Annotated in this window: 20 protein-coding genes; 5 read left to right on the forward strand and 15 right to left on the reverse strand. The window is 57.0% G+C overall.

The window, feature by feature from the left end; genetic code table 11:
* The first annotated feature begins 89 nt into the window (after window positions 1–89).
* Both modA and modB read left to right on the forward strand, forming a co-directional pair.
* Window positions 90–890 (forward strand): molybdate ABC transporter substrate-binding protein, encoded by an 801-nt coding sequence (gene modA / locus E1H13_RS20010; RefSeq protein WP_169615950.1) that lies wholly within the window; start codon window positions 90–92, stop codon window positions 888–890.
* Window positions 891–911: 21 nt separating this feature from the next.
* The gene (gene modB / locus E1H13_RS20015; protein WP_169615951.1) at window positions 912–2,906 is read left to right on the forward strand and encodes a molybdate ABC transporter permease subunit; all 1,995 of its coding nucleotides are present in this window, start codon (window positions 912–914) and stop codon (window positions 2,904–2,906) included.
* Between the two features lie 202 nt (window positions 2,907–3,108).
* Here the strand turns inward: modB and E1H13_RS20020 are convergent, their stop codons facing one another.
* The 3 genes from E1H13_RS20020 to E1H13_RS20030 all read right to left on the reverse strand — a co-directional run bounded on the left by E1H13_RS20020 (window position 3,109) and on the right by E1H13_RS20030 (window position 6,433).
* On the reverse strand, window positions 3,109–4,101 hold the full coding sequence (locus tag E1H13_RS20020) for a formylglycine-generating enzyme family protein (RefSeq protein WP_169615953.1): 993 nt from the start codon (window positions 4,099–4,101) through the stop codon (window positions 3,109–3,111).
* Between the two features lie 222 nt (window positions 4,102–4,323).
* Window positions 4,324–5,736 carry a DUF202 domain-containing protein gene (locus tag E1H13_RS20025; protein WP_169615955.1) on the reverse strand — a complete coding sequence of 471 codons (1,413 nt, stop codon included), beginning with the start codon at window positions 5,734–5,736 and terminating at the stop codon, window positions 4,324–4,326.
* A gap of 307 nt (window positions 5,737–6,043) precedes the next feature.
* The gene (locus E1H13_RS20030) at window positions 6,044–6,433 is read right to left on the reverse strand and encodes a DUF202 domain-containing protein (protein ID WP_169615957.1); all 390 of its coding nucleotides are present in this window, start codon (window positions 6,431–6,433) and stop codon (window positions 6,044–6,046) included.
* A gap of 190 nt (window positions 6,434–6,623) precedes the next feature.
* Between E1H13_RS20030 and E1H13_RS20035 the strand changes: the two genes are divergently transcribed.
* Window positions 6,624–7,028 carry a DUF202 domain-containing protein gene (locus tag E1H13_RS20035; RefSeq protein WP_169615958.1) on the forward strand — a complete coding sequence of 135 codons (405 nt, stop codon included), beginning with the start codon at window positions 6,624–6,626 and terminating at the stop codon, window positions 7,026–7,028.
* A gap of 43 nt (window positions 7,029–7,071) precedes the next feature.
* Here the strand turns inward: E1H13_RS20035 and E1H13_RS20040 are convergent, their stop codons facing one another.
* The 10 genes from E1H13_RS20040 to E1H13_RS20085 form a co-directional block, all read right to left on the reverse strand.
* Entirely contained in the window at window positions 7,072–7,449 is a 378-nt protein-coding gene (locus E1H13_RS20040; RefSeq protein ID WP_169615960.1) for a DUF202 domain-containing protein, read from the reverse strand.
* An 8-nt stretch (window positions 7,450–7,457) separates the two neighbouring features.
* Window positions 7,458–7,919 carry a DUF1622 domain-containing protein gene (locus E1H13_RS20045; protein WP_169615962.1) on the reverse strand — a complete coding sequence of 154 codons (462 nt, stop codon included), beginning with the start codon at window positions 7,917–7,919 and terminating at the stop codon, window positions 7,458–7,460.
* Between the two features lie 3 nt (window positions 7,920–7,922).
* Window positions 7,923–9,383, reverse strand: coding sequence for an MFS transporter (locus E1H13_RS20050; RefSeq protein WP_169615964.1), 1,461 nt, complete (start codon window positions 9,381–9,383; stop codon window positions 7,923–7,925).
* Window positions 9,380–9,916, reverse strand: coding sequence for a YqhA family protein (locus E1H13_RS20055; RefSeq protein WP_169615966.1), 537 nt, complete (start codon window positions 9,914–9,916; stop codon window positions 9,380–9,382). The genes E1H13_RS20050 and E1H13_RS20055 overlap by 4 nt, the downstream gene beginning before the upstream one ends.
* 53 nt (window positions 9,917–9,969) lie before the next feature.
* Entirely contained in the window at window positions 9,970–10,653 is a 684-nt protein-coding gene (locus E1H13_RS20060; protein ID WP_169615968.1) for a hypothetical protein, read from the reverse strand.
* 265 nt (window positions 10,654–10,918) lie between these two features.
* The gene (locus E1H13_RS20065) at window positions 10,919–12,460 is read right to left on the reverse strand and encodes an arylsulfatase (protein ID WP_206070741.1); all 1,542 of its coding nucleotides are present in this window, start codon (window positions 12,458–12,460) and stop codon (window positions 10,919–10,921) included.
* Window positions 12,461–12,711: 251 nt separating this feature from the next.
* Window positions 12,712–14,616: a bifunctional UDP-sugar hydrolase/5'-nucleotidase gene (locus tag E1H13_RS20070; RefSeq protein ID WP_169615972.1), complete on the reverse strand. Its 1,905-nt coding sequence runs from the start codon at window positions 14,614–14,616 to the stop codon at window positions 12,712–12,714.
* A gap of 127 nt (window positions 14,617–14,743) precedes the next feature.
* Entirely contained in the window at window positions 14,744–17,107 is a 2,364-nt protein-coding gene (locus E1H13_RS20075) for an arylsulfatase (RefSeq protein ID WP_169615974.1), read from the reverse strand.
* Window positions 17,108–17,219: 112 nt separating this feature from the next.
* Window positions 17,220–17,483 carry a hypothetical protein gene (locus tag E1H13_RS20080; protein WP_169615976.1) on the reverse strand — a complete coding sequence of 88 codons (264 nt, stop codon included), beginning with the start codon at window positions 17,481–17,483 and terminating at the stop codon, window positions 17,220–17,222.
* A 255-nt stretch (window positions 17,484–17,738) separates the two neighbouring features.
* A complete protein-coding gene (locus tag E1H13_RS20085; protein WP_169615978.1) occupies window positions 17,739–18,296 on the reverse strand; it encodes an HdeD family acid-resistance protein in 558 nt (185 codons plus the stop codon).
* Between the two features lie 504 nt (window positions 18,297–18,800).
* On the opposite strand from E1H13_RS20085, the gene E1H13_RS20090 reads away from it, so the two are divergent.
* Window positions 18,801–19,358 (forward strand): Uma2 family endonuclease, encoded by a 558-nt coding sequence (locus tag E1H13_RS20090; protein WP_169615980.1) that lies wholly within the window; start codon window positions 18,801–18,803, stop codon window positions 19,356–19,358.
* Between the two features lie 125 nt (window positions 19,359–19,483).
* Window positions 19,484–20,113 carry a Uma2 family endonuclease gene (locus tag E1H13_RS20095; RefSeq protein ID WP_169615982.1) on the forward strand — a complete coding sequence of 210 codons (630 nt, stop codon included), beginning with the start codon at window positions 19,484–19,486 and terminating at the stop codon, window positions 20,111–20,113.
* A 64-nt stretch (window positions 20,114–20,177) separates the two neighbouring features.
* Here the strand turns inward: E1H13_RS20095 and E1H13_RS20100 are convergent, their stop codons facing one another.
* Window positions 20,178–20,375: a hypothetical protein gene (locus tag E1H13_RS20100; RefSeq protein ID WP_169615984.1), complete on the reverse strand. Its 198-nt coding sequence runs from the start codon at window positions 20,373–20,375 to the stop codon at window positions 20,178–20,180.
* 113 nt (window positions 20,376–20,488) lie between these two features.
* The gene (locus E1H13_RS20105) at window positions 20,489–22,222 is read right to left on the reverse strand and encodes an arylsulfatase (protein ID WP_347404196.1); all 1,734 of its coding nucleotides are present in this window, start codon (window positions 22,220–22,222) and stop codon (window positions 20,489–20,491) included.
* Between the last annotated feature and the right edge of the window lie 184 nt (window positions 22,223–22,406).

A 22,406-nucleotide genomic window follows, 5' to 3' on the forward strand; every position in this document is an offset into this window, starting at 1 on the left:
GCTTCGTACCACTGGATACAGCTTTTGGGTGGGACGCCGATAAAATTTACGCATGTTAAAGATATTGGCAAAAGGGTGTGGGAGGCTTGATGTGTAGACGGCAGGTTTTGCAGTGGTTCGTAGGGGTAGGGCTGAGTATCACCCTGGCCATGGCCTGTCGGCCCAATACCCCAGGGGGTAATGGGACCCCTCCCCCCCTCCCCCTACTCGTTGGAGCAGCAGTCAGCTTGCAGGCGGCCATGGAGGACATCCAGCCTGGGTTTGAGGCTGAGCATCCCAACATCAGGCTGGAGTATACCTTCGCGGCGTCGGGCCAACTGCAACAGCAAATTGAGCAGGGCGCCCCGATCGATGTTTTCCTGTCGGCAGGAATTCCCCAAATGGATGCCTTGGAACAGGCGGATCGTCTGCTGCCCGATACCCGAAAAGACTTCCTCAGCAACCAGCTGGTGCTGATCGTACCCAGGGCTTCTGCCCTAGGGCTGACAGACTTTAATCACCTTATCCAGGCTGAGGTACAGCAGATTTCCGTGGGGGATTTTGGTAGTGTGCCCGCCGGTCAGTATGCCGAACAGGTGTTCAGCAATCTCGGTATTTTAGATGACATTCAGGCCAAGCTGATTTTTGTCAACACAGTGCGCGAGGTCCTGGCCGCTGTGGCTTCGAACAATGTGGATGCGGGTATTCTGTTTGCCACCGATGCGGCCACCTCTGTCCAGGTGACGGTGGCGGCCACGGCGGCAGCAGATTTACACGATCCGATTATTTATCCCCTGGCTGTTGTCAACGATACGGCCCATGCCACCGCCGCCCTCACCTTTGTGGACTATCTCTCTAAGGGTGCTGCCAGAACGGTTTTTACCGACCGTGGTTTCACTGTCTTGGATTAAACCCGACTTGGATTAAGGCCCATGCCCTCTGACCTTACACCGCTCTGGATTTCCCTGAAGGTGGCTGGCTTAGCCACGATCTTTGCCTTCTTCGTCGGCATTGCTGCCGCCTACTGGATGCTGGGCTACCGGGGGCCTGGAAAGTCTGTGTTAGAAGGCGTATTTGTTGCTCCTCTGGTGCTGCCCCCCACCGTAGTCGGGTTCCTATTACTCATGCTCTTTGGCCGCAGTGGCCCCCTGGCGCCGCTGTTGCAAGCCCTGGGAGTAAGGGTGATCTTTACCTGGTATGGAGCGGTGATCAGTGCCACGGTGGTGGCCTTTCCGTTGATGTATCGCACGGCGCTAGGAGCCTTTGAACAGGTAGATATCACCCTGCTGCAGGTGGCCCGGACCCTGGGGGCGAGGGAAGGGCGAATTTTTTGGCGGATTCTGTTGCCCTTGTCTGTACCGGGTTTGGTGGCGGGGATGACCCTCTCCTTTGCCCGGGCCCTGGGGGAATTTGGGGCAACGCTGATGGTGGCGGGAAATATTCCGGGCCGCACCCAAACCATGCCGATGGCGATTTACTTTGCGGTGCAGGCCGGGGCAATGGGGCAGGCTTGGACCTGGGTACTAATCATTATGGTGGTGTCGCTGGCAGGAATTTTGGCCGCCAATGCCTGGCAGGCTCGGAGACGGGATTTAGGCAAAACCGAAAACCGAAAACCGAAAACCGAAGAGTCCTCTGCCGTGGGTCAGTGGGCTGAGGAACATGGCTTACCTAATGCACCCTACGGTTCTCTCCAAAATCCAAAATCGCCAATCCAAAATTCCCCCAGACCCACCCATCCACTCCCCACTCCCCCACTCCCCACTCCCCCCCCCTCCCTCTCCGTCACCCTCCACAAATCCCTAGGCGCTTTTCCCCTGGATGTGCAGTTTACCGCTGGGCCAGAGGCCCTGGGCATTTTGGGGGCTTCCGGGTCGGGTAAGTCGATGACCCTGCGCTGTATTGTCGGGGTGGAAACGCCGGATCGGGGGCGGATTGTGCTGAATGGGCGGGTGCTGTTCGATCGCGATCGCGGCATTAATCTACCCAGCTGTCAGCGGCGAGTAGGGCTGTTGTTTCAGACCTATGCCCTGTTTCCCCACCTCACCATTGCCGAGAATATTGGCTTTGGGTTACAGCATTTGCCTCGTCTGGAACGGCGACAGCGGGTGAGTGGGTGGCTGAGTATGATGCATTTGCAGGGTTTGGGCGATCGCTATCCCCAGCAAATTTCCGGTGGCCAGCAGCAGCGGGTGGCCCTGGCCCGGGCCCTGGCCCCCAACCCAGAGGTGCTGCTGCTGGATGAACCGCTCTCGGCCTTGGATACCTACCTGCGTAGTCAGGTGGAGCAGCAATTGATCAAAACCCTGGCCACCTATCCTGGCATTGCTCTGTTTGTCACCCACAACCTGGAAGAGGTGTTTCGGGTGTGCCCCCAGGTGATGGTGATGGCGGCGGGGCAAGCGGTGACCCACGGCACCCGCCATCAGGTATTTGAACGACCGGGAAGCGCGATCGCCGCTCAAATTACCGGCTGCAAAAACTTTTCCAGGGCAATCCCCCTCTCTGCCCACACCCTGAGAGCCGAGGACTGGGGCTGTACGCTCCAGGTGGCAGAGCCGATTCCCCCCAATCTCAGCCAGGTGGGGTTTCGGGCGCATCAGGTGCAGTTTGTCGATACTCCCCATGCCCCCAATACCTTTCCGGCCTGGGTCGTCTCCACCAGCGAGACTCCCCACCGGGTGACCCTGTTTCTCAAGCTCCATCATCCCCCTGATGCCGACAGTGCCTCGGCCAGGGTAACCCCCTATGCCCCTTACGATCTCCAGGTAGAGGTGTTTAAAGAAAAATGGCATGGACTGAACCGTCATCCCCTGCCGTGGCACATTCACCTAGCGCCAGAGCGAATTCTGTTGTTGAGCGATCGCCCTCAACCGCCCCCCTCTACAATGGCTCCCAGGCCAACCTACGCTGACGCGCTCTCCTAGTCTGGATCCATGTCTAACTGTAGCGATGGCCATTGCCCTTAGGACATCGATCCCTGTCACAGCTGAAAACTGGGACGGCGCAACGGCGTATCGCCATCGTTTCAAGCACATCGGTTAGGCCCTAACTGTTCCGACGATGGCTAGATCGCAGCCGTTCAGCCAACCGAGCGGCCCGTTCCCGGTCTTGCGGGACAGCGCGGGGCTACCCAGGGGCGATCGGCGTTACTAACCGAAACCCCACATGGGTGGTGCCCGTATCCACCGCTTGGGATTCTCGGGCGGCGGGCCGGTAGCGGCTGCAATAGTTCTTGGCGCACAGGTAAGAGCCCCCTTTGATCACATGCATAGCCCCGTCCTGGGGCTTTTTGGGGTCGTAGCTGGCGGCCTGAACAGGGCCGGTGGGATTGTGGCGGTGGGCCAGGTCGTCGTGAAGCACGGTGTACCAGCTAGCGGTCAGTTCCCAGACGTTGCCCGCCATGTCGTAGAGGCCGTAGCCATTGGCCGGGTAGGACATAACGGGGGCGGTGCCCAGGTGACCATCGGCCTTGGTGTTGAAAAAGGGAAACAACCCCTGCCAGGTATTGGCCTGCTTGGCGGAGTACTGCTCGCCCCAGGTATAGGTCCACCCCTCGGCCCCGCCCCGGGCAGCATACTCCCACTGGGCCTCGGTGGGAAGCTGGCGATCGGCCCAGGCGGCGTAGGCTAAGGCATCCTCATAGGCAATGTGCACCACGGGATGATTCTCCTTGCCTTGCAAATCGCTATCGGGGCCATAGGGGTGTCGCCAGTTGGCCCCCGAGGTCCAGTGCCACCAGCTCAGGTAGGCCACCTGTTGGAGCCCCTCGGCAGGGGGCTGAAATACCAGGGAACCCGGCGATCGCGCCTCCTCGGACAACTCGGGAAATTGCTCCTTAGACAGGGGTCGTTCCGCCACTGTCACATAGCCCGTCTCGTTTACAAAGGCCGCAAACTGGGCGTTCGTCACCTCATGGGGTTCGATGCAAAAACTGCTGACCGAGACATCTTCCGCGATTCTTTCCTCCACAAAATCCGAGGTATCATCCCCCATGGTGAAGGTGCCGCCAGGGATGAAGACCATGTCGTTGGGGCAGGGGGAGGCATCGGCCAGGACGGGGAGAGGCAGGGTGAGGAGGGTGAGGAAGGTGAGGAGGATGAGGGAGTGGGGGAGAGGCATGGGGGGTTGGGGAGATGGGTGGATGGGGGGATGGGTGGATGGGGGGTAGGGGGGTAGGGGGGATGCGTAGGGGCGGACCTGTGTGTCCGCCCGGGTGGGAATGGTAACGGAGGGGTATGGGGGGATGGATAAGGGGACAAATTGGTCTCAAGGATCCTAGGGTTCTAAACGGGATATCCTGCAATTCACAGCCTATCGGTCTCAGAACCCTGGGATCTCGGACTAAGCTGGGTTCTCTGCGGGTTGCCGTTGTCGCTTAGCCCAAACGTTGTAGGGGAAGGCTGTCACCGCCCCGATCACCACGTAGGCGATCACCGTGGGAATAGCGTTTCCGGCCCCATTGGCGGCAAGGAGGAACAGGGCAAGTCCGGCATTGCGGGCGATGGTGCCGGTGGCGATCGCCGATCGCACCGAAATCTCTGGCCCGCCGAGGATGTGGCCACAGGCGAGGCCAAAGAGCACAATCAGCGGGATCGCAACCAGGCCGCGCCAGGCGATGGTGGGCAGCACCACAATGCTAATACCCAGGGCAAACACCAGCAGCACCGCAAACAGGGTACTGGCAATGATAGACAACAGTTGGCCAACGTTAGCGGCTTGTTCACCGCTGAATTGGCGGATGGCGATACCTAACCCCAGGGGCAAAAACTGGGCCAAGAGCACCTGTTTGGCAATGGTGAGATAGTCGGTACTGGCATCGACGGGGGCAAACATGAAATTCAACACCAGCAGCGTCAGCGGCGTGGTGACAATCGCTAGCAGTGCCAGGGTGACCTGTAAGCTAATGGCAATGTCTGGATTGCTGCCCGCCATCGCTGCCCGTCGAGACAGTAGCGGTGCCCCCGGTGCCGCGGCCAGCACCGCCAACCCCAAAGCCACCCGGCCAACGCCCTGCTGACCACCGTTGAGCACCAGATAGCCAATCACCGCCGCCCCCACCGGGAACAGCACCAGGGTGGATAGCAGCGATCGCCCTAACAGGTTGGGCTGCTGCCATAGGGTGGCAAGGCTGCTGAAGGAGGTTTGTGCTCCTAGACTGAGCATCAAAATGAAAATGATCAGGGCCGCTAGGGTCGTGATGACACGGCTGTTGAGGGTGAACACCTCTGCCATTTGCACGCCCCCCACCACTAGGGGAATGAAGGCCGCTAGGCCCAGAAACAGCAGCACCGTGGCCACCACCAAGCCCTGAGACCAGGTGGGGCCGTACTTGTAGTCGCTGGACTCAATGCTCTTGAGGGTGGCCCAGTGGTTGACAATCGCCATCACCAGCGTCACCAACCCCAGGGTCATCAGGCTCAGCCCCAGCACCCGTTCCTCGGTGAGGCGGTTGATGCCTAGAGTCGTCTCGGTGCTATCTAGGTAAGTGAACAGGCGATCAATGCCAAAGCCAAAGCTAATCATCGATAGGGCGGTGCGAATCCAGGCCATCAGAGTGCGTTCTTCGGCGGCGCGGGTGCGTTCCTTAGCCAGTTCTGTCCGCAATTCGGCCAGGTCAGTGCGTTCGAGGGAGAAGCCGGTGCGTTTTTCGGCCAGCTCGGTGCGTGTTTCCGCCATCGCCGTGCGCTGTTCGGCCAGGTCTGTGCGCTGGAGGGCCAGCTCGTTGTTGTTGGGTAGGGGATCGGGGGTGGGCATATGGGTAGGGGGTGGATGGGTGGGTGGGCAAGGGGGTGGATGGGTGGATGGGTAGGGGGTGGATGGGTGGATGGGCAAGGGGGTGGATGGGTGGATGGGTAGGGGGTGAAGAGGTGAAGGAGTGAAGAGGTGAAGGAGTGAAGAAGCAAAGGAGTGAAGAGGTGAAGGAGTGAAGAGTGATAGGTGAAGGGTGAAGAGTGAGGGGTGTTTCGGGCTGTCTCTGGGTGGCATCCCCCCATCCACTCATCCACTCATCCACTCATCCACTCATCCCCCCATCCCCCCATCCCCCCATCCACTCTCCTCACTAGGTGATTAGCGGACTGATCAGGACACCGAGGAAGGCGATCGCCCCAAGGCCAGTGAGCACGTAGGCCACCACCAGGGAAGGGGAGTTGCGGGATTGGTAGATCAAGTCGTTGCGCTGGATGCGTTGGAGCTGTCGCTGATGATCGAGGGCAGCGAATAGCATGGCAAAGGTGCCCAAAGCCACGAAGGAGAGGCCCAAAATGCGCGACAGCCGCAGCGGGTTGACGGCGTCACCCAGGGCTGCGTAGATAGCGGATACAATCCGCTCAATCCCGAAGCCAAAGCCAATCAGCGCCAGGGAAGTGCGAATCCAGGCCATCAGGGTACGCTCTTCGGCGGCGCGGTTGCGCTCTTTGGCGAGTTCGGTGGCGGGGTTGGGTTGGGTCATGGGGGTGGCGGGGTGTGAGAGGGATGGGGGGATGGGGACGTAGGGGCGGACCCGTGTGTCCGCCCTGGCGGGGAAATGGGGGTGGAGGGAAATATTTATTTTTGAATTTTGAATTTTTAAATAAGGGAACGTGGGCTATTCTCAGGGCAACTAGGAATGTGATTTTTGCTAAATTTGGAGCGTGAGAGCGATGACCGATTCGGCACCTCAAGATCCCATTAACACCACTAACGAATTGGCGAAGGAGCGCAATCGGGCGGCGGCGGAGCGGACGATTAATGCATGGCTGGGCATTTGCTTGAGCTTGATCGGTTTCGGCATTGCCTTTGACCAGATTTTTCGCAGTTTGCGACGTCGATTTCCTGCTATGGATCCTGCCATTACTAAGGAGACGGCGACGCTAATTGGCATGGGGTTTGTGGGGTTAGGACTAGTATTGTTGGGCATAGCATTAGTTCAACATCGGTTGGCGATTAAAAGCATTGAGCACCCCAATTATTTAATGCTGTCCGTGAGGAAATTAAACCAAATAGTCGTGATCGGCATTGTGATGCTTGGCATGGCTGGACTGGTGGCTACATTATTTGTGATTTAGGATGAGGGTGCCCCGAGGGCGATTCGCTGACTAAGGCTGAGCGTCATAGCCATAGCTGAAACCCCAACCAGAAGAAGGCCAGCATGCCCACGACCAGCACCGCCAGGCCGGTAGAACCCCCCAGAGCTAGACGGGGAGTATAGCGATATACCGGGGCTTTCAGCCGCTGCATTTCCCCCTGGTAGTCGTGGATGGCCAACCCCAGAGTGACGACGCCCAGCCCCAGCAGCAGCAGGCTAATGCCGTAGGCCCAGTGATCGATAAATCGATCACCTGGGGCAATGGCACTGATCACTTGATCAACCGCTACTCCGATGCTGATCAGGGTCAGGCTGCTGCGGGCGAACGACAGCAGAGAGCGCTCGGCGGCTAGATGGTTGCGCTCACGGGCCAGTTCGTCCTGGGGGTTGAAATCAGTCATAGGGTTTATCATGGGCGAGGGTTGGGAGGCTTAGGAATATCTTGGGGAATTTCCATGAAGTCTATGGGACTATCCAGCATAAACAGGGGGGCGTAGTTATGGGCGATCGCCCGTTCTCGTAGTTCCATTTGAGCCTCAACTTCTTTGTTCAAAAAGTAGTTTAAGAAGGTCCGGATTACCGCAATCACCGAGAGTCGAATTAGGGCTTCGTTTGAGGGGGCGATCGCTGTGCTTAGAATATCCGCACCGAGCTGGAATTCCAGGGCTAGGGCCAACCACAGGCCAAACTTCAGTCGAATTTGAATAAAGGGGAGCATTACTCGATGACGATGCTTTAGGATTTTAACCGTCAGCCGAACCGTGACAATCAGCCCCACAACAATACAGATTACTCCCAGGGCTTCTAGCAGAGTTTCTCCAATTTTGGCCAGGGTAAATGAGAAGGTTTCAATGGCATCTAACCAGGGCATCGTCTAACCTCCTGGGGGGGTAAGGGATAGCGATCGCTCCCAGTCCTGCACCGCTTCTAAGGACTGGCCCGTGGTTTCAATCCGGAAGCGGTAGGTGAGTGCCGCCGCCAGCCCACAGACAGCAGCTAAGCCCACCAGTAGGGGCGGAATCCCCCAAGCCTTAGCTAACACAGGCAGCACAAACGTCCCCAGCACCGCTCCGGCCTTGGCGAAGGCCGCCGCAAACCCGGCTCCCGTGGCCCGCAGGTGGGTGGGAAACACCTCCCCCGACAGCAAAAAGGTGGTGGCATTAGGGCCAGCGTTCATCATCAGATTGAATACCAAAAACCCGGCCAGCACCAGCCCAACTTCTGCCCCGCTGCCCGGATCCATCAGCCCCGAGGCCGCCAGTAGCAGCAGGCCCACAGACATCCCCCCAAAGCCGATGATTTGCAGGCGAATCCGCCCCAGGCGTTCCACCAGGACCACCGCGCAGAGAAACCCCAAAATCAAAAACCCATCCACCAGCGCCGCTCCCTTGGCCGAGGCCATCTCCCGCACCATAAAGTCGGTTTCCGTCGAAAAGGCCAGCATGGCAATGATGGCCGGGGTAAAAATGCCGATGCCGTAGGTGGCAATGTCCTGTAAAAACCAGGGTAGCGAGGCCAGCAGGGTACTGCGCCGATGGAGCGGGGTGAACAGCGTGGGCAGGATAGCAGGTTCTGTCTCTGGGGGGGGTTCCTGTTCAGCGGTAATGACGATGGCTTCGCCCAAAAGCTGGCTAGCGGCCTCGGAAGCCTCGGCATACTCCCCCCGGCTGATATGGTAGCGGGGGCTTTCCAACTGTACGCTGAGCCGCACCGCCGCCACCCCCACCGCCAATGCCACCCCCACCCCCAGCATCCAGCGCCAGGCATACTGCACTGCCATCGGTTCCGGGTCAGGGTACAGCCCTTGAAACAGGGAGAGCACAACCACCCCGGTCAACGCCCCCAGCATCGCCCCCACCGCTTGAAAGGTAAAGGCCCCAATCACCAACCGCCCCCGGTAGCGGGCGGGCACGTTCTCAGTAATGTAGGCGACGCTGATCGGGTAGTCGGCCCCGATCGCCACCCCCACCAAAAAGCGAAAAGCAATCAGCGAGGCGGCATTCCAGGCCAGGGCTGTACCCGTCGTCGCCACCACAAACAGCACCACATCGACGATCAACATAAGCTTGCGGCCCACCCGGTCAGTGATTGGCCCCAGGGTGAGCGATCCCACCAGGGAGCCCACCACCGCCGCCGTCGCCACCGCCCCAATGGTGGCAGCATCCAAACCAAAATCTCGTTTCAGGAAGGGAATGGCCAATCCGATCACAAAGAAATCAAAGCCATCCAGGGCAATCAATCCCGCTGACAGCAGCCAGATCAGCCCCATGGTGCGGGTCAGGGGGGCGTTATCTAACCGCTGTTCAAAAGAGCTGGGGGCAACCGTTGCCGTCATTCGTCAGCCTCCTTTGGCTTCGCCGTCTCAGCGCCTTCAAATTGCAGCAGGCGAATACTGGCAGCCAGAGCCAAGATTGACAGGGGAATCACCAGATACGTCCATTCCAGCCCTCGAAACGACAGTCGCTCCAGCAGCCCTTTGACAAACACCACCGTCAACAGCACAATCAGCACCTCCATCAAGGTCTTTTTTAGGGTGCTAATTCCCCCTAGTTTTGACCAAGTACCCGAGTCAGTATCGGACTTGCCAAGCTGAATAAAGAGAGCATAAATACCGTAGGCGAAGTATAAAAAAGCTAGCCCCACTAGAAAATCATCCAGACATTCTAAAAGTTCCAGGGTGGCGAGCTCGGTGGTAGAAATCCGGCTGCCTTCCACCACCGATTCCTCGGCATTGACGACCAGCAGCACCGCCTCCAGAGTGTTGACGGTGCCAATCCAAAACATCAGCAACGCCCCAAGCAGAGATGATATGACGGCCAGCACACTCATAAAGCGGGTCCAGCGGATGGCCATGACCAGACGAGGCATAGGCGTGGCAGTTTTGGAGGAGGAGGAATCGGTCATGGAGATAAGGGCTGGCTCTAGCCCTGGGGTAGATTTTCGGAGTGGCGGGTGTAGCTTTTCGTCAGAATATGGAGGCTGACCAGCAGCACCCACAGGGGGAACAGCAGCATTACCCAGCCCAGACTGTTGATGTAGCCAATTCTAAACAGCATGATGGCGGCAAACCCAAAGCCCAACCAGGCCGTCCAGCGGGGAATCACCCCCGTGCGCAGAAACAGGGTGCAGCTAGAAAACATAAACACCCCGGCCATGCGAATGCTATAGGTGCTGAGGGTTTCGCGGGCGATGATGCGGCCTAGGTCATAGACCGCGGGCAGATCGGATTCGGGGAGGCGGGTGGTGAGCAAAATCAGGCTGCCAGTCACCGCTGAACTAACAAACAGCATGGCCACAAACAGCAGGCCGCTGCCCAAAAACACCGTGGCAAAGAATTGGTCTTCCCGCTCCCCCAGCACGTCGCGCACCACCCCCATAAACCACAGGAAGGCAATGCCGGCAAAGGGCACCAGGTTTAGCGCCAGTAGCACAGCGGGTGCTTGGCTCAGCAGCCCGGTCCCATCGTCTAGGGGCGTGGGTGGGGTCGCTAGCAAGATCAGGACCAAACTGATGATCAGCAAAACCGAAAACAAAATACCAGCGATCGCGGCAGCCTTGGGGGCTCTTAGGCGAGTGCGGGGGGGAAGCGGGGTATCGGATGTCATGGGGGGAACGTCGGGGTGAATGGCCATCATGGGGGTAGCCCAGATCCCAGGGTTCTTTGCCTGGGTGCATCCCAGTTGTATAACCCTCACCCTAAATCCCTCTCCCTGAGGGAGAGGGACTTTGAAATCCGGCTCCCCTTCTCCCTGAGGGAGAAGGGGTTGGGGGATGAGGGGGGCAGACTTTGCAAAAGATAGGATGCACTCTTTTGCCTAGCCACAAACCATGGCGTTACGCGAAGGAAGAACCCTGGGATCTCTCTGGCCCTTAGGCACTGCCAGGAGGGATGGATTGCAGTTGCTCTAGCACCTGATCCACCGTAAAGCTGGCGGCTTTTTGGCGGGGCGGATACTGCTTAAAGGTGGAGAGGAATTCCGCCACTTTGCCCTGGGCGGGTACCAGCAAAAAGATGTGATCCAAAATCCAATCCCAGTAGGTGTTTGAGGTCAATGTCGCCCGTTCATAGGGGTCTGTCCTCAGGTTAAAGATGTAGGGAAAGCGCAGGGGCCGAAAGTCCCGCTGCCAGACATCCAGGGTGCCAGGGGCATCCTGGACTTTGAAATGCAGCTTCCAGTTGTCGTAGCGCATGGCCAGCAAATCGCCATCGTCCGAGAAATAAAAGAACTCTTGGCGAGGGTTTTCGCGGGTTTGGCCGGTCAGGTAAGGCAACTGGTTATACCCGTCTAAATGCACCTTGAAGTTGCGGCCAGCGGCCTTGTAACCGGTGAGCAGTTTGTCCTTCACATCTGGGGCTCCGGCGGCAGCCAGGAGGGTGGGCATCCAGTCCAAGTGGGAGATGATGTCGTTCGACACGGTGCCCGGTTCGATGTGCCCCGGCCAGCGCACCATGGCCGGAATCCGAAACGCCCCTTCCCAGCCGGAGTTTTTCTCGTTGCGGAAGGGGGTCATGGCCGCATCGGGCCAGGAGTTCATGTGGGGGCCGTTGTCGGTGCTGTAGAAGACGATGGTGTTTTCGGCAAGACCCAGATCATCCAGGGCATCAAGAATTTGCCCCACGTTCCTGTCGTGGTCCACCATCACATCGTGGTAGGGCGACTGCCAGCGTCCGGCCTGCCCCACACTTTCAGGCTTGGGGTGGGTGCGGAAGTGCATGTGGGTGAAGTTCGTCCACATAAAGAAGGGCTGACCCGTTGCCGTCTGCTTTTTCAGGTAATCCACGGAGCGATCGGCAATGTCGTCGTCAATAGTTTCCATCCGCTTTTTGGTCAGGGGACCGGTGTCTTCAATGCGGCCATCGGCGAAGCTGTGCAACACCCCCCGGGGGCCGAATCGCTTGGCAAAGTTAGGAAATTCCTGGGGATCGGGATAGTCGGGCAGTTCCGGCTCCTCCTCGGCATTGAGGTGGTAGAGGTTGCCGTAGAATTCATCGAAGCCATGGGCTGTGGGCAAAAATTCGTCCTTGTCGCCCAGGTGGTTTTTGCCAAATTGGGCGGTGGCATAGCCTTGGGCCTTCAGCAGTTCGGCAATGGTGGGGTCTTCGGGCCGCAGACCCAGATCTGAACCGGGCAGGCCCACTTTGCTCATCCCGGTACGAAACACGCTTTGCCCAGTAATGAAGGCGGCGCGTCCGGCAGTACAGCTCTGTTCACCGTAGTAGTCGGTAAAAATCACCCCTTCTTCGGCAATACGGTCAATATTGGGGGTGCGAAAACCCATCAGCCCCTTGGTGTAGGCACTGAGGTCGCTCTGGCCAATGTCATCGCCCCAGATCACCACAATGTTGGGTTTGGTGGAGGCGATCGCCGTTGCGCCAGGGGTGCTACTCAGCGAGGGAAACGGGGCAGCCATTGCCTGACCATTCCCCAACCCTAGCCAGGTTGAAGGGGACAGTACCAGGGTGAGCGCTAAGGCTCCGGCGATGAATCGAGTCAGGAGGCGGGGGGGGCTGTATCCCCCGCTAAGCCAGTCCTGAGGGGGAGTTCTCATAGGGTTAATATCTCCATCTGTATGGCGCTCAAGTCAACAATAGGGTGGGCAAATAACGGCATTGGGGGAATTGTACGCCGGGCGTTTTGGCCTCACTATTCAAAAAACGCAAGTTATTTAGCGGACTTAATGCCCCGTACTTCCCTGGCGCGGTCATCTTTAACCAGCACAGAAATGCCGTCCGGGTTTTTGTGGGGCAAGCTCATTAGGTAGTCCATAATCGCTTGCCATTCTTTGATTTCGCGGCTGGCGGCATTGATCGCAGCCAGGTCGGCGTTGAGATGGGTCGTAGCAGGCAAGACATAGGGACTGGTCGATTCCCTGGGGTCAACGATCGCTTCGGCCTTGGTGGTCAGGGGGCTGCCATCAGCCTTTTTGGGCTGGAGGGGCAACGCGCCTTGACTGAGTTGGGGAATGTAAACCAAAATCGAGCCGACATACAAACTGGTGGCAAAGCTGTAGAGGGTAGGAGCATCTAGATCGAGGGGTTGATAACCGTTGTCCAGATTGCCCAGTTCTAGAGCCGTAACCTGATCAAACCGGGGGCGGCTGGGGTCGTAGTAAAACCGCAGGCCCGAGGTCCTGGGGTAATATTCGCCGGGATGGTTGGGGTCGTCCATCAGTAGGAATTCCAGGATATTTTTCAGCTCCGCCGCCGTGAAATAGCCCTGGACCAGGGCACTCCCGGCAGTTGGATCCACAATGCCGTTGCCGAGGGGGGCCAGAGCAAAGATGTCGTACACCGTTTGCACCCCGGTTTTGCCCTGGGTCAGCCCGGCCCGGATGGCCCCGTTGGCGGTAAAGGCAATCTGGCTGTTGGTCGCCAGCCGCAGGGCGTCCGTCACCACATTGGCCAGGGGCGTGCCCGACTCTATGTCGGTGTAGTTCATGGGCCAATCTTCGGTAATCATCACCAGGGGTTGGGTAGTGGCATAGCCTCGGGGGGCAAAGGTGACCTTTCCAGACCGTTGCAAAAAATCTTCTACCCGGTTCTGAATAGCGCGATCGCCCTGAATTCGGTCATCCACCGGAATCAGCCGATAAGACTCCACCTGCACCCGGCCATCCTCCAGACTGAGCACCAGTTCACCCAGGTGTTCGCCATACTTGCCGGTCTGCACCACCGGGCGACCCTCGACCAAGAGCGGCTCTCGCAATTCGCTGTGGGTATGGCCACCAATCACCACATCTAATTCTGGGATGGCATCGAGCAGGGCCAGGTCTTCCCCCTGGAACGACCCATCGGGCTGCTTGACCACGCCACCGTGGCTAAGGGCGATCGCCACATCGACCTGTTCTTCCCGCTTCAACCGTTGCACCGCTGCCTTGGCTGTTGCGATCGGGTCGCCAAAGGTCACCTCGCCGACATCGGCCGCATACTTAAACGCATCGTAGCCAATGATGCCCACCAGGCCAAACCGTAGGCCACCCCGTTCAATCACCCGGTAGGGCTGAAGCACCCCCCGCTGGGCCAGCGCTTGCAGGTCAGTTAGGCGATCGGAGTCGGCGCTGACATCGCTATTCGTCACCACAATGGCCGGGACAGGGCCGGCATTGGCCGCCTGCTTGATCGCCTGACCCAGGCCATCCGGCCCCAGATCAAACTCGTGGTTGCCAAAGGTAGTAGCGTCGTAGCCCATAGTTGCCATCAGTTGCAGCTCAGCCCCCAATTCGCGACAGGCAGCGGCCACGGCGGTGCCCATGCTAAAGTCCCCCGCATCCAGCACCAGGACGGGACCAAGCTGCTCTAGTGCGGCTTTACGCTGAGCAATCAACGCTCCCAGGCGGGCATAGCCGCCCCTGGTTTGGTCATCCCCCAACTTAAGCGGCGTGTAGTCTTGCAACGGCCCTACACCAACCACGTTGGAATGCATGTCGTTGGTGTGGAGAATGGAAAACACTTGCTTACCTGGGGTAGCCGCCAGGGCTTCTAGAGCATGGGAAGACAACATAACGGTAGGCGCTATAGCCAGAGAGGCTTGCAAAAAAGTGCGGCGATTCAGATCAAGCCTTTCCATGGAGTTTCAAAAAGCATGGGGTTCAAATCAGCCAAATTTTAGGCTGATCCGGGCAGAGCCATTATTCAAAAAACGCAAGTTGATGTTGTCCCCCAGACAGGCCGTTAGGCTCGCCTGGGGAATTAGGTTAATTCAGGTCAATGACTACCTCATCGAGCTTGCCGGTAAAGGCAAAAGGCATCTCGTAGGCTTCCATTACTGGAGTCCCGGTGTCAAAGCCAATGTCCATGGTTTCGTCCAGGGTGACGCGGTTGGGAATACTCTTTTCGATCCGACCCTGACCGATTTTGCGGTTGTTGGCATAGAGAGTCACCGTCGCCCCGGCATAGGGCTGGTTGGCATCGGTTTTGTACTCGGCCTTCAGTGCAACTTTCCCAGTGGGAATGCGCTGATCCGACTCGATGTTGTACCGCTCGACCCCGGCCAGATTGTAGTGATAGACGAGTTTGCCATCCTTCACAAACAGACCATATCCGGCGAACCGTCCGCCTATAGTCATCAACATGCCTTCCGCTCCTTGGGAGGGAATTTCCACGTTGGCGGTGATGGTGTGGTTGATGTGCTTCAGGTCAGGGGACGAGCCCTCCGGGATGCGGAGGCCCCGGGGATAGGCAAAGCGGGTGCGACCTGCCGTCAGGCTAGGACGGTTAGCGACATTGAGTCGTGCTGTCCTGCGGCCATCCAAGGGCAGCACGTTGTACTTCGCGGCTTCGGCGTAGAACAGGTCTTTCATTTCCTGGAGCTTGGCGGGCATCTGATCCGCTAGATCCACCGCCTGGGTGAAGTCTTGGTCGATGTGGTACAGTTCCCAATTCAGGTTCAAGATGTCCTTATCCGCCGGAGGTTCCGGGTTCCAGGGTTCGCTCCAGAGAGCACTGGCCATCCAACCGTCGCTATAGATGCCCTGATTACCCGCCATCTCGAAATACTGGGTGGTGTGGCGAGTGGGAGCTTTGGCGTCGTCGAAGGTGTAGGCCAGGCTGGTGCCTTCGATGGGCTTTTGGGTGACACCGTTCACCTGTATGGGCTGGTCGATGCCGATCGCCTCCAGAATCGTGGGGGCAACGTCGATCACATGGCTGAACTGGAAGCGCTTGCCGCCCTTGTCTTTGATGCCCGCTGGCCAAGCCATGGCCATGCCGTTGCGGGTGCCGCCAAAGTGGGAGGCAATTTGCTTCGTCCACTGGAAGGGGGAATCCATGGCCCAGGCCCAGGCGGAGGGGAAGTGGTTGTAGTATAGGGGGCCACCCAGATCATCGATGGCGGCAACCTTGGTTTCTAGGTCTTCGGGCAGGCCGTTGAAGAAGGTCATTTCGTTCAGCAGACCGTTGAAGCCGCCCTCGGCGCTGGAGCCATTGTCTCCGGCGATATAGATGACCAGGGTGTTGTCGAGTTCGCCGATCTGGGCGATCGCATCTACCACCCGACCCACCTCATGATCCACATGGGCGGTGAATCCGGCGAACACTTCCATCATCCGGGCATAGACCCGCTGCTCCTCCGGGGAGAGGGAATCCCAGGCGGCGAGGGCGGCGGGACGGGGGGTGAGCTTGGCGTTAGCGGGAATTACACCGAGCTTCTTCTGCCGCTCGAAGGTGTCGATGCGGTACTGATCCCAGCCCATGTCGAACTGGCCCTTGAATTTGTTGATCCATTCCTGGGGAGCCTGGTGGGGGGCATGGGTGGCACCGGGGGAGAGGTACACAAAGAAGGGCTTCTCGGGGGAAACCGCATTCACCTGGCGAATGTAGTTGATGGCGTGATCGGCCAAGTCGGTGCTGAGGTGGTAGGGAGAGCCGTCGGCATTGGTTTCAGGTGGTTCAATGCGGGTGGTATTTTCCACCAGGGCGGGGTGGAACTGATCGGTGTCGCCACCCACAAAGCCGTAGAAGTAGTCAAAGCCTAAGCCACGCGGCCAGCGATCGAAGGGGCCGGCCAGGCTGCTTTCCCAATCGGGCACATTATGGTTTTTGCCAAACCAGGCGGTGGCATAGCCATAGGCCTGCAAGATTTGGGCAAAGGTGGCGGTATTGTCTGGAATCACCCCGGTGTATCCCGGAAAGCCCGTCCCGGCTTCGGTAATCACGCCATTGCCCACGGAATGGTGGTTACGCCCGGTGAGCAGGGCCGCGCGGGTAGGGGAACATAGAGCGGTGGTGTGGAACTGGGTAAACTGCAACCCGTTTTTCACCACCCGATCCATCGTCGGGGTGGGAATGCCGCCGCCAAAGCTGCTGAACTGGCCAAAGCCGACGTCGTCAATCAGCACCAGCAGCACGTTGGGGGCGTTTTCAACGCCGTAGGTACTGGGCAGTTTGAGCTGGGATTTAACCGGTTCGGATGTTTTATAGGTCAGCCCGATCTTGCCAGAAAAGGGCTGGTCGGGATGGGGCAGAATTTCCTGGGCCAAGGCCGGGGGCACGGCAGATTGAAGCACAAGGATGGTGGTTAGCAACCCTACAAAAGCGCCCCTCAGTAGTCGTTTGAGCATATTGACCTCTTCAAAATGCCTTGGAAACATAGAGCTTAGAGGCTGATTCACACGACGCCAAACAGATTTGCCATCTCGTGTTTTCTAGGGATGAGTGTAGATGCGGATTCACCTAAGGGCAATTCAAATCGGCGTTCATCTGGGACCGAGCAGCCTCAACACCAGCAATCTGCTCATCCACAGAACCCATAGCCTGCTGTAGGGTAGCCGTTTCAGGAATACTCTGAATGGCACTGTCCAAATTTTGATAGGCCGCTTCCAGCTCTGCCACCTTGGCATCCTGCACATTCTGAGCAGTCAGCTTAACCTGATCAAAATTGGTTTCAACCTCATCCCGGGCCGCTCTAAAATCACTGACCGTGGAACTGGGGCTCATACTTTTTAGGGCAGCTACGGATGTATTGAGACGCGCTAAATCAGTACAAAGCTGCGCTTTCTGGTCGGCTACCGATTGAGGAGCCTGCGATTGAGGAGCCTGTCCACCACAGCTAGCTAGCAGCATAAATGGAAGGGCAATAATAGAGAAGTGAGCTATTTTCATGGTTTAACACCTTTTCAAAGAACGGAACTTTGATTCAAAGAGAAGTGAAGGCTCTGAAAATTAGAAATAAATTTCCTATCACCAATACGATCAGGATGGTAAAGTTCTACGGGTATCCAGGGCCGAAGCCAATAGGGCCATGCCGCTAAACAGCAAGCTAATGCCAACGTAAAGACCAATCAGCCAGAGGGCACTAACGGGCCAGCGGTTCAGCACCAAAATCCCCAGCAAAAGCGTTACAATGCCGTTGACGACCACTAGCCAAGCCATCCGTAGGTCAGTCCTTCGAGTCATGCCCATAATAATGCTGAAAACACCCTCAGCGACAAATAAAATGCCGAAGGTAAGGGTAAGCACAGCGATCGCTGAGGCTAAATTCAGGAGGATGTAAACACCAGCAATGGCGTACAGAATACCAATGATGAAATTTAGCCAAAAACCTCTGACGGGTTTTGATACAAAAGACTGCACAATCATCACAGCACCGCTGATCAAGGCAAACCATCCCATCACAGCGGTAAAGAACGCTGAGGCATAAACTGGCGACAGTACGGCCAGAAGTCCCATAATCATTAAGGCAATGCTGAGGACAATCATCCAGCTCGTTGCCTTCTTAATAGACCCATCTGGCTGGTAGTTAGTAGCCATAGTGAACTAGTACGCTTATAGAATCAAAACAAAATTCTACACTGGGCTTTTCAGTGTCCCTATTCAAAAAATGCAAGTTTATCGTGTTCTGCCTGGGCAAGGCTCTACGGCTAGTGCGGGTAAATCATCCGGGCTAGCGGGGAAATAACAACTGCACCTGTGCCCGCAGGGTAAAATCGGCCCCGAAGGAGGGTCGCACGGCATTTCCAGGACACGAACTCGGTCCGTTGGGTCGGTCGCGGTGAGACTCCGGATAAATATTTAGTTGAAACACTCTTAGAGGGTGTTTGAAAAGGGTTGCCTGAAGTGTAATTTGTGCTCAGGAGACCGTGAAACTAGTAGGCTTTGACCCGCAGTAGCTTTGCTGACGGGTATAACGCAGCACACGCTCTGACTTTTCAAACACCCTCTTAAGTCGGTCGGTAGAATCTTGCCTGGACTGCCCAGGGATGAGTTGAAGCCCTTTAGAATAGAGGCAACCCCTTTCCGTGGCAGGCGAAGTCGATGATTGCCGTTCCCAACTACATCAGCGCCGACGAGTACCTGAGCATTGAGCGACAGAGCCAGGTTCGCCATGAGTATCGTTACGGTCTGGTTTACGCCATGGCCGGGGGCACTGATAATCACGATCGCATTTCCTTTAACCTACTCAAACTTATTGACAATCACCTTGGTGACACGTCAGACTGCCGTTTCTACTCAGGCAATGTCAAAGTTAACCATCAAGAAGAGTTTTATTATTACCCTGATGCATTTGTGACCTGTGATTCGCGGGATAGACAGGATCGCTATGTAAAGCGTTATCCCAAAATTATTGCTGAAGTACTGTCTGAAAGTACCCAGGTTTTTGATCTAGGAAAGAAATTTGAAGACTATTGCAAACTCTCCTCCCTAGAAGAATACGTTCTCATTTTTCAAGACACTCAACAGGTCGAATGTCATCGTCGCGCCGCTGACAATACCTGGGAAACCGTTGTTTATAACGCTGGAGAGTCCGTAGTACTGCAAAGCCTGGGGCTTGAATTCGATGTTGCTGAGCTTTATCGAGGTCTGGATAGTTGATTAGTCATCTAGAGCCATTTATGGATGGTATGAGAGGATTTATCGGCACCACGGTTTTCTCCAAACAGGATGAATTTGATTAGGGCAATATCAGGGCAATCAGAACATTGGCGAGGTAGCGTTTGATGGTTCTCCTTAACGATTTGACCAACCGCATCACCCTGGATGACCCGGAAGAACGGCGGGTGCTAAGTCGGGTGTCGTGGCCGCAGTACGAGGCGCTGCTGGCGGATATGGGGGATAGTTCGGCTTATCGGGTGCATTTTTTAGATGGAGTGTTAGAGATCTTGGCTCCTAGTCGTAACCATGAAATTGGGAAAACACTGATTGGCAATCTTCTAGAACTCTATTTTTTAGAAACCGACACAGAATTCTTTCCGATGGGTTCAACAACCCTGAAAAAGCCAGAACAAAAGGCGGGTGGTGAACCGGATGAAAGCTACTGCATTGGTACCGATAAGGAGTTTCCCGATCTGGCCATTGAGGTGATCGTTACTAGCGGCAGTATCAATCGCCTGGAGCTGTATCGACGGTTGGGGGTGCGGGAAGTGTGGTTCTGGCAAAAGAATCGCCTTTCTTTATATCACCAGCGGGAAGAAACCCCTGGCCAATTTGCCGAGACCGCTGGGTATGAACCTATTCAAAACAGTGAAGTCCTACCCGATTTAGACCTTGAACTGCTGACCCGTTGCCTCCAAATTTCTAACCCCTTAGCCGCCGCAAAAGCATTTCGACAGGGATTACAATCAGACTAAATTCACAAGGAAGAACCCGGAGCCACCTGTATTCCCCAGGTTCTCACCACGGTAGCAAAACTATCTACTTGCCCAGCACCGTTGAAACAATGACTGTTACCGTTGCTGCGGCAATCAGGCTAAACGCCAGTTGCACCACCCATTGAGCAGACTTTTGGTAGTTGTCAAACTTTTGGGTAAACTGCTCGACTTCCTGCTTCAGTTCCCGAATTTCAGCAATCACTTGCTGAGAATTGTTTCTGTCGTCTGCTGCTTGTGTCATTTCCGGTAATGGGTAGACTTCTCTGATGATAACCCAGGCATTTGAGGGGGGCTTGGCTGAACGGTGGCAGATTCCAGGGTTCTTGAAGGACCCTGGAATTTTTGTGGGTAGCGCTACTTAATGTCAAGCACCACCTTTTCCACCACCCCGGTAAAGGCGAAGGGGGGCTGGTAGGACTGGCTTACCGGCGACTGCAAGTCCTTGCCAAAGTCCATTGCCTCGACCCCAAAGCGACCGGCCACCGTCTTGGGAATCTTGCCCTGGCCCACCTTGCGGTTGTTGACATACAGGGTACCGGTGCCGCCCTTCCCAGGTCCGCCGCCGTCGTAGGCAAAGTCAAACCGCACATGCACCTTACCCGTGGGCAAGGGGGTGGCAGCGGCAATGGAGGTGCGTTCCAGGTCAAACCAGTTGTAGTCGTAGGTCAGTTTGTTGTCCTTGACGTAGAGACTAAACCCGCTGGTTAAGCCACCTTCGGAGACAATCACCCCCTCCGCCCCCTGGGGCGGCACCATCAGATCCACATCAATGGTGTGGGAGGCATTTTTGGTGCTGGGGGCGCTGCCTTCGGGGATGGACGGCATATTGCCCGCAAACTCGATGTGCTTGCGGCCTGTGAAGAAGCCCGGACGCAGGGTGACATCGGCCCGCTCGGCAAAGCGATCATCCAGGGGGAACACGTTGTACTTCTCGGCTTCGACCAGGAAAAAATCCTGAAGCTCCTTGAGGGTTTCCGGTTGTGCCGTCGAGAGATCCCTGGCCTGGGTGAAGTCATGGCTGAGGTCAAACAGTTCCCACTTGTCGGTGTCAAAGGGGACGGTACCGGCGTTAATCCAGGGCAGGCGGTTGTGGAAGGCGGAGGCCATCATGCCGTCTTTGTAGAGGGCACGGTGGCCCAGCATCTCAAAGTATTGCATGGTATGACGTTCCGGCGTTGTGGCCGCACCCCGCTCAAAGGTGTAGACCAGGCTGGTGCCCTCCATGGGCTTTTGGGCAATGCCGTTGTAGATGTCCGGCTCAGGAATGCCAGCGGCTTCGAGGATGGTGGGGGCGATGTCGATCACATGGCCAAACTGCGATCGCAAACCACCCTTCTCCTTAATGTTGGCGGGCCAGGAAATCACCATGCCGTTGCGAATGCCCCCCAGGTAAGAGGCCACCTGCTTGGTCCAGCGGAAGGGGCTATCCATGGCCCAGGCCCAGCTCACCGCATAGTGGGGGGAGGTTTCGGGACTGCCCCAGCTGTCGTAGCAGCGGCGATTGTCCGCCATGGTCAGGTTGAGGCCGTTCAGGTTCATCACCTCATTGCAACTGCCGATTAGGCTACCCTCGGCGCTGGCCCCGTTGTCGCCGTTGATGTAAATCACCAGGGTGTTGTCCAGTTCCCCCCGGTCGGCAATGGCGTCTACCACCCGACCAATTTCGTAGTCGGTGTAGTCGAGGAACCCGGCATAGGTTTCCATTTGGCGGGCCAGAATTTTTTGATCTTCGGGGCTGAAACTATCCCAGGCGGGCATTTGTTCAGGGCGGGGGGTGAGTTCGGCGTTGGCGGGAATCACGCCCAGCTTTTTCTGCCGCGCAAAGGTTTCCTCCCGCAGTTTGTCCCAGCCCTGGTCAAACTGGCCTTGGTACTTGGCCACATACTCCGCCGGGGGCTGGTGGGGGGCATGGACGGCACCGGGGGCAAAGTAGGCGAAGAAGGGGCGATCGGGGGCTGTAGTTTTGGCCTGATTGATCCAGGCGATCGCCCGGTCGGCCAGATCATGGGTGAGGTTGTAGCCCTCCTCCGGCAGGGGCAGGGTTTCGACCAATTTTTGGTTCTCGTAGAGGGTGGGATACCACTCAATACTGTTCGGATAAGGTTCAGGTTGGTATTAGGATCGAGAAATTAAGTTGGGGTCGAACCGTTCCCCTCCCCCGATGGGAGGGTTTTCGGGCGGGGAATTTTGCCCGAGGCTTTTTCACGACCCGTGGATTACTGCGCCCCGCTCGGGGCGGAATGCGTTGTTCTGCCAACTCCGTCATGAGCCA

The organism is Nodosilinea sp. P-1105 (genome assembly GCF_012911975.1).
GTDB lineage: Bacteria > Cyanobacteriota > Cyanobacteriia > Phormidesmidales > Phormidesmidaceae > Nodosilinea.

What these genes read in the sequence shown, in the direction of transcription:
- E1H13_RS20080 (WP_169615976.1), bottom strand. Translation starts at nt 17,483, where the DNA reads ATGAGCCCCAGTTCCACGGTCAGTGATTTTAGAGCGGCCCGGGATGAG.
- E1H13_RS20020 (WP_169615953.1), bottom strand. Translation starts at nt 4,101, where the DNA reads ATGCCTCTCCCCCACTCCCTCATCCTCCTCACCTTCCTCACCCTCCTC.
- E1H13_RS20065 (WP_206070741.1), bottom strand. Translation starts at nt 12,460, where the DNA reads ATGGCTGCCCCGTTTCCCTCGCTGAGTAGCACCCCTGGCGCAACGGCG.
- E1H13_RS20060 (WP_169615968.1), bottom strand. Translation starts at nt 10,653, where the DNA reads ATGACATCCGATACCCCGCTTCCCCCCCGCACTCGCCTAAGAGCCCCC.
- E1H13_RS20025 (WP_169615955.1), bottom strand. Translation starts at nt 5,736, where the DNA reads ATGCCCACCCCCGATCCCCTACCCAACAACAACGAGCTGGCCCTCCAG.
- E1H13_RS20095 (WP_169615982.1), top strand. Translation starts at nt 19,484, where the DNA reads ATGGTTCTCCTTAACGATTTGACCAACCGCATCACCCTGGATGACCCG.
- E1H13_RS20040 (WP_169615960.1), bottom strand. Translation starts at nt 7,449, where the DNA reads ATGACTGATTTCAACCCCCAGGACGAACTGGCCCGTGAGCGCAACCAT.
- E1H13_RS20090 (WP_169615980.1), top strand. Translation starts at nt 18,801, where the DNA reads ATGATTGCCGTTCCCAACTACATCAGCGCCGACGAGTACCTGAGCATT.
- E1H13_RS20045 (WP_169615962.1), bottom strand. Translation starts at nt 7,919, where the DNA reads ATGCCCTGGTTAGATGCCATTGAAACCTTCTCATTTACCCTGGCCAAA.
- E1H13_RS20085 (WP_169615978.1), bottom strand. Translation starts at nt 18,296, where the DNA reads ATGGCTACTAACTACCAGCCAGATGGGTCTATTAAGAAGGCAACGAGC.
- E1H13_RS20070 (WP_169615972.1), bottom strand. Translation starts at nt 14,616, where the DNA reads ATGGAAAGGCTTGATCTGAATCGCCGCACTTTTTTGCAAGCCTCTCTG.
- E1H13_RS20035 (WP_169615958.1), top strand. Translation starts at nt 6,624, where the DNA reads ATGACCGATTCGGCACCTCAAGATCCCATTAACACCACTAACGAATTG.
- modA (WP_169615950.1), top strand. Translation starts at nt 90, where the DNA reads ATGTGTAGACGGCAGGTTTTGCAGTGGTTCGTAGGGGTAGGGCTGAGT.
- E1H13_RS20050 (WP_169615964.1), bottom strand. Translation starts at nt 9,383, where the DNA reads ATGACGGCAACGGTTGCCCCCAGCTCTTTTGAACAGCGGTTAGATAAC.
- E1H13_RS20100 (WP_169615984.1), bottom strand. Translation starts at nt 20,375, where the DNA reads ATGACACAAGCAGCAGACGACAGAAACAATTCTCAGCAAGTGATTGCT.
- E1H13_RS20075 (WP_169615974.1), bottom strand. Translation starts at nt 17,107, where the DNA reads ATGCTCAAACGACTACTGAGGGGCGCTTTTGTAGGGTTGCTAACCACC.
- E1H13_RS20030 (WP_169615957.1), bottom strand. Translation starts at nt 6,433, where the DNA reads ATGACCCAACCCAACCCCGCCACCGAACTCGCCAAAGAGCGCAACCGC.
- E1H13_RS20055 (WP_169615966.1), bottom strand. Translation starts at nt 9,916, where the DNA reads ATGCCTCGTCTGGTCATGGCCATCCGCTGGACCCGCTTTATGAGTGTG.
- modB (WP_169615951.1), top strand. Translation starts at nt 912, where the DNA reads ATGCCCTCTGACCTTACACCGCTCTGGATTTCCCTGAAGGTGGCTGGC.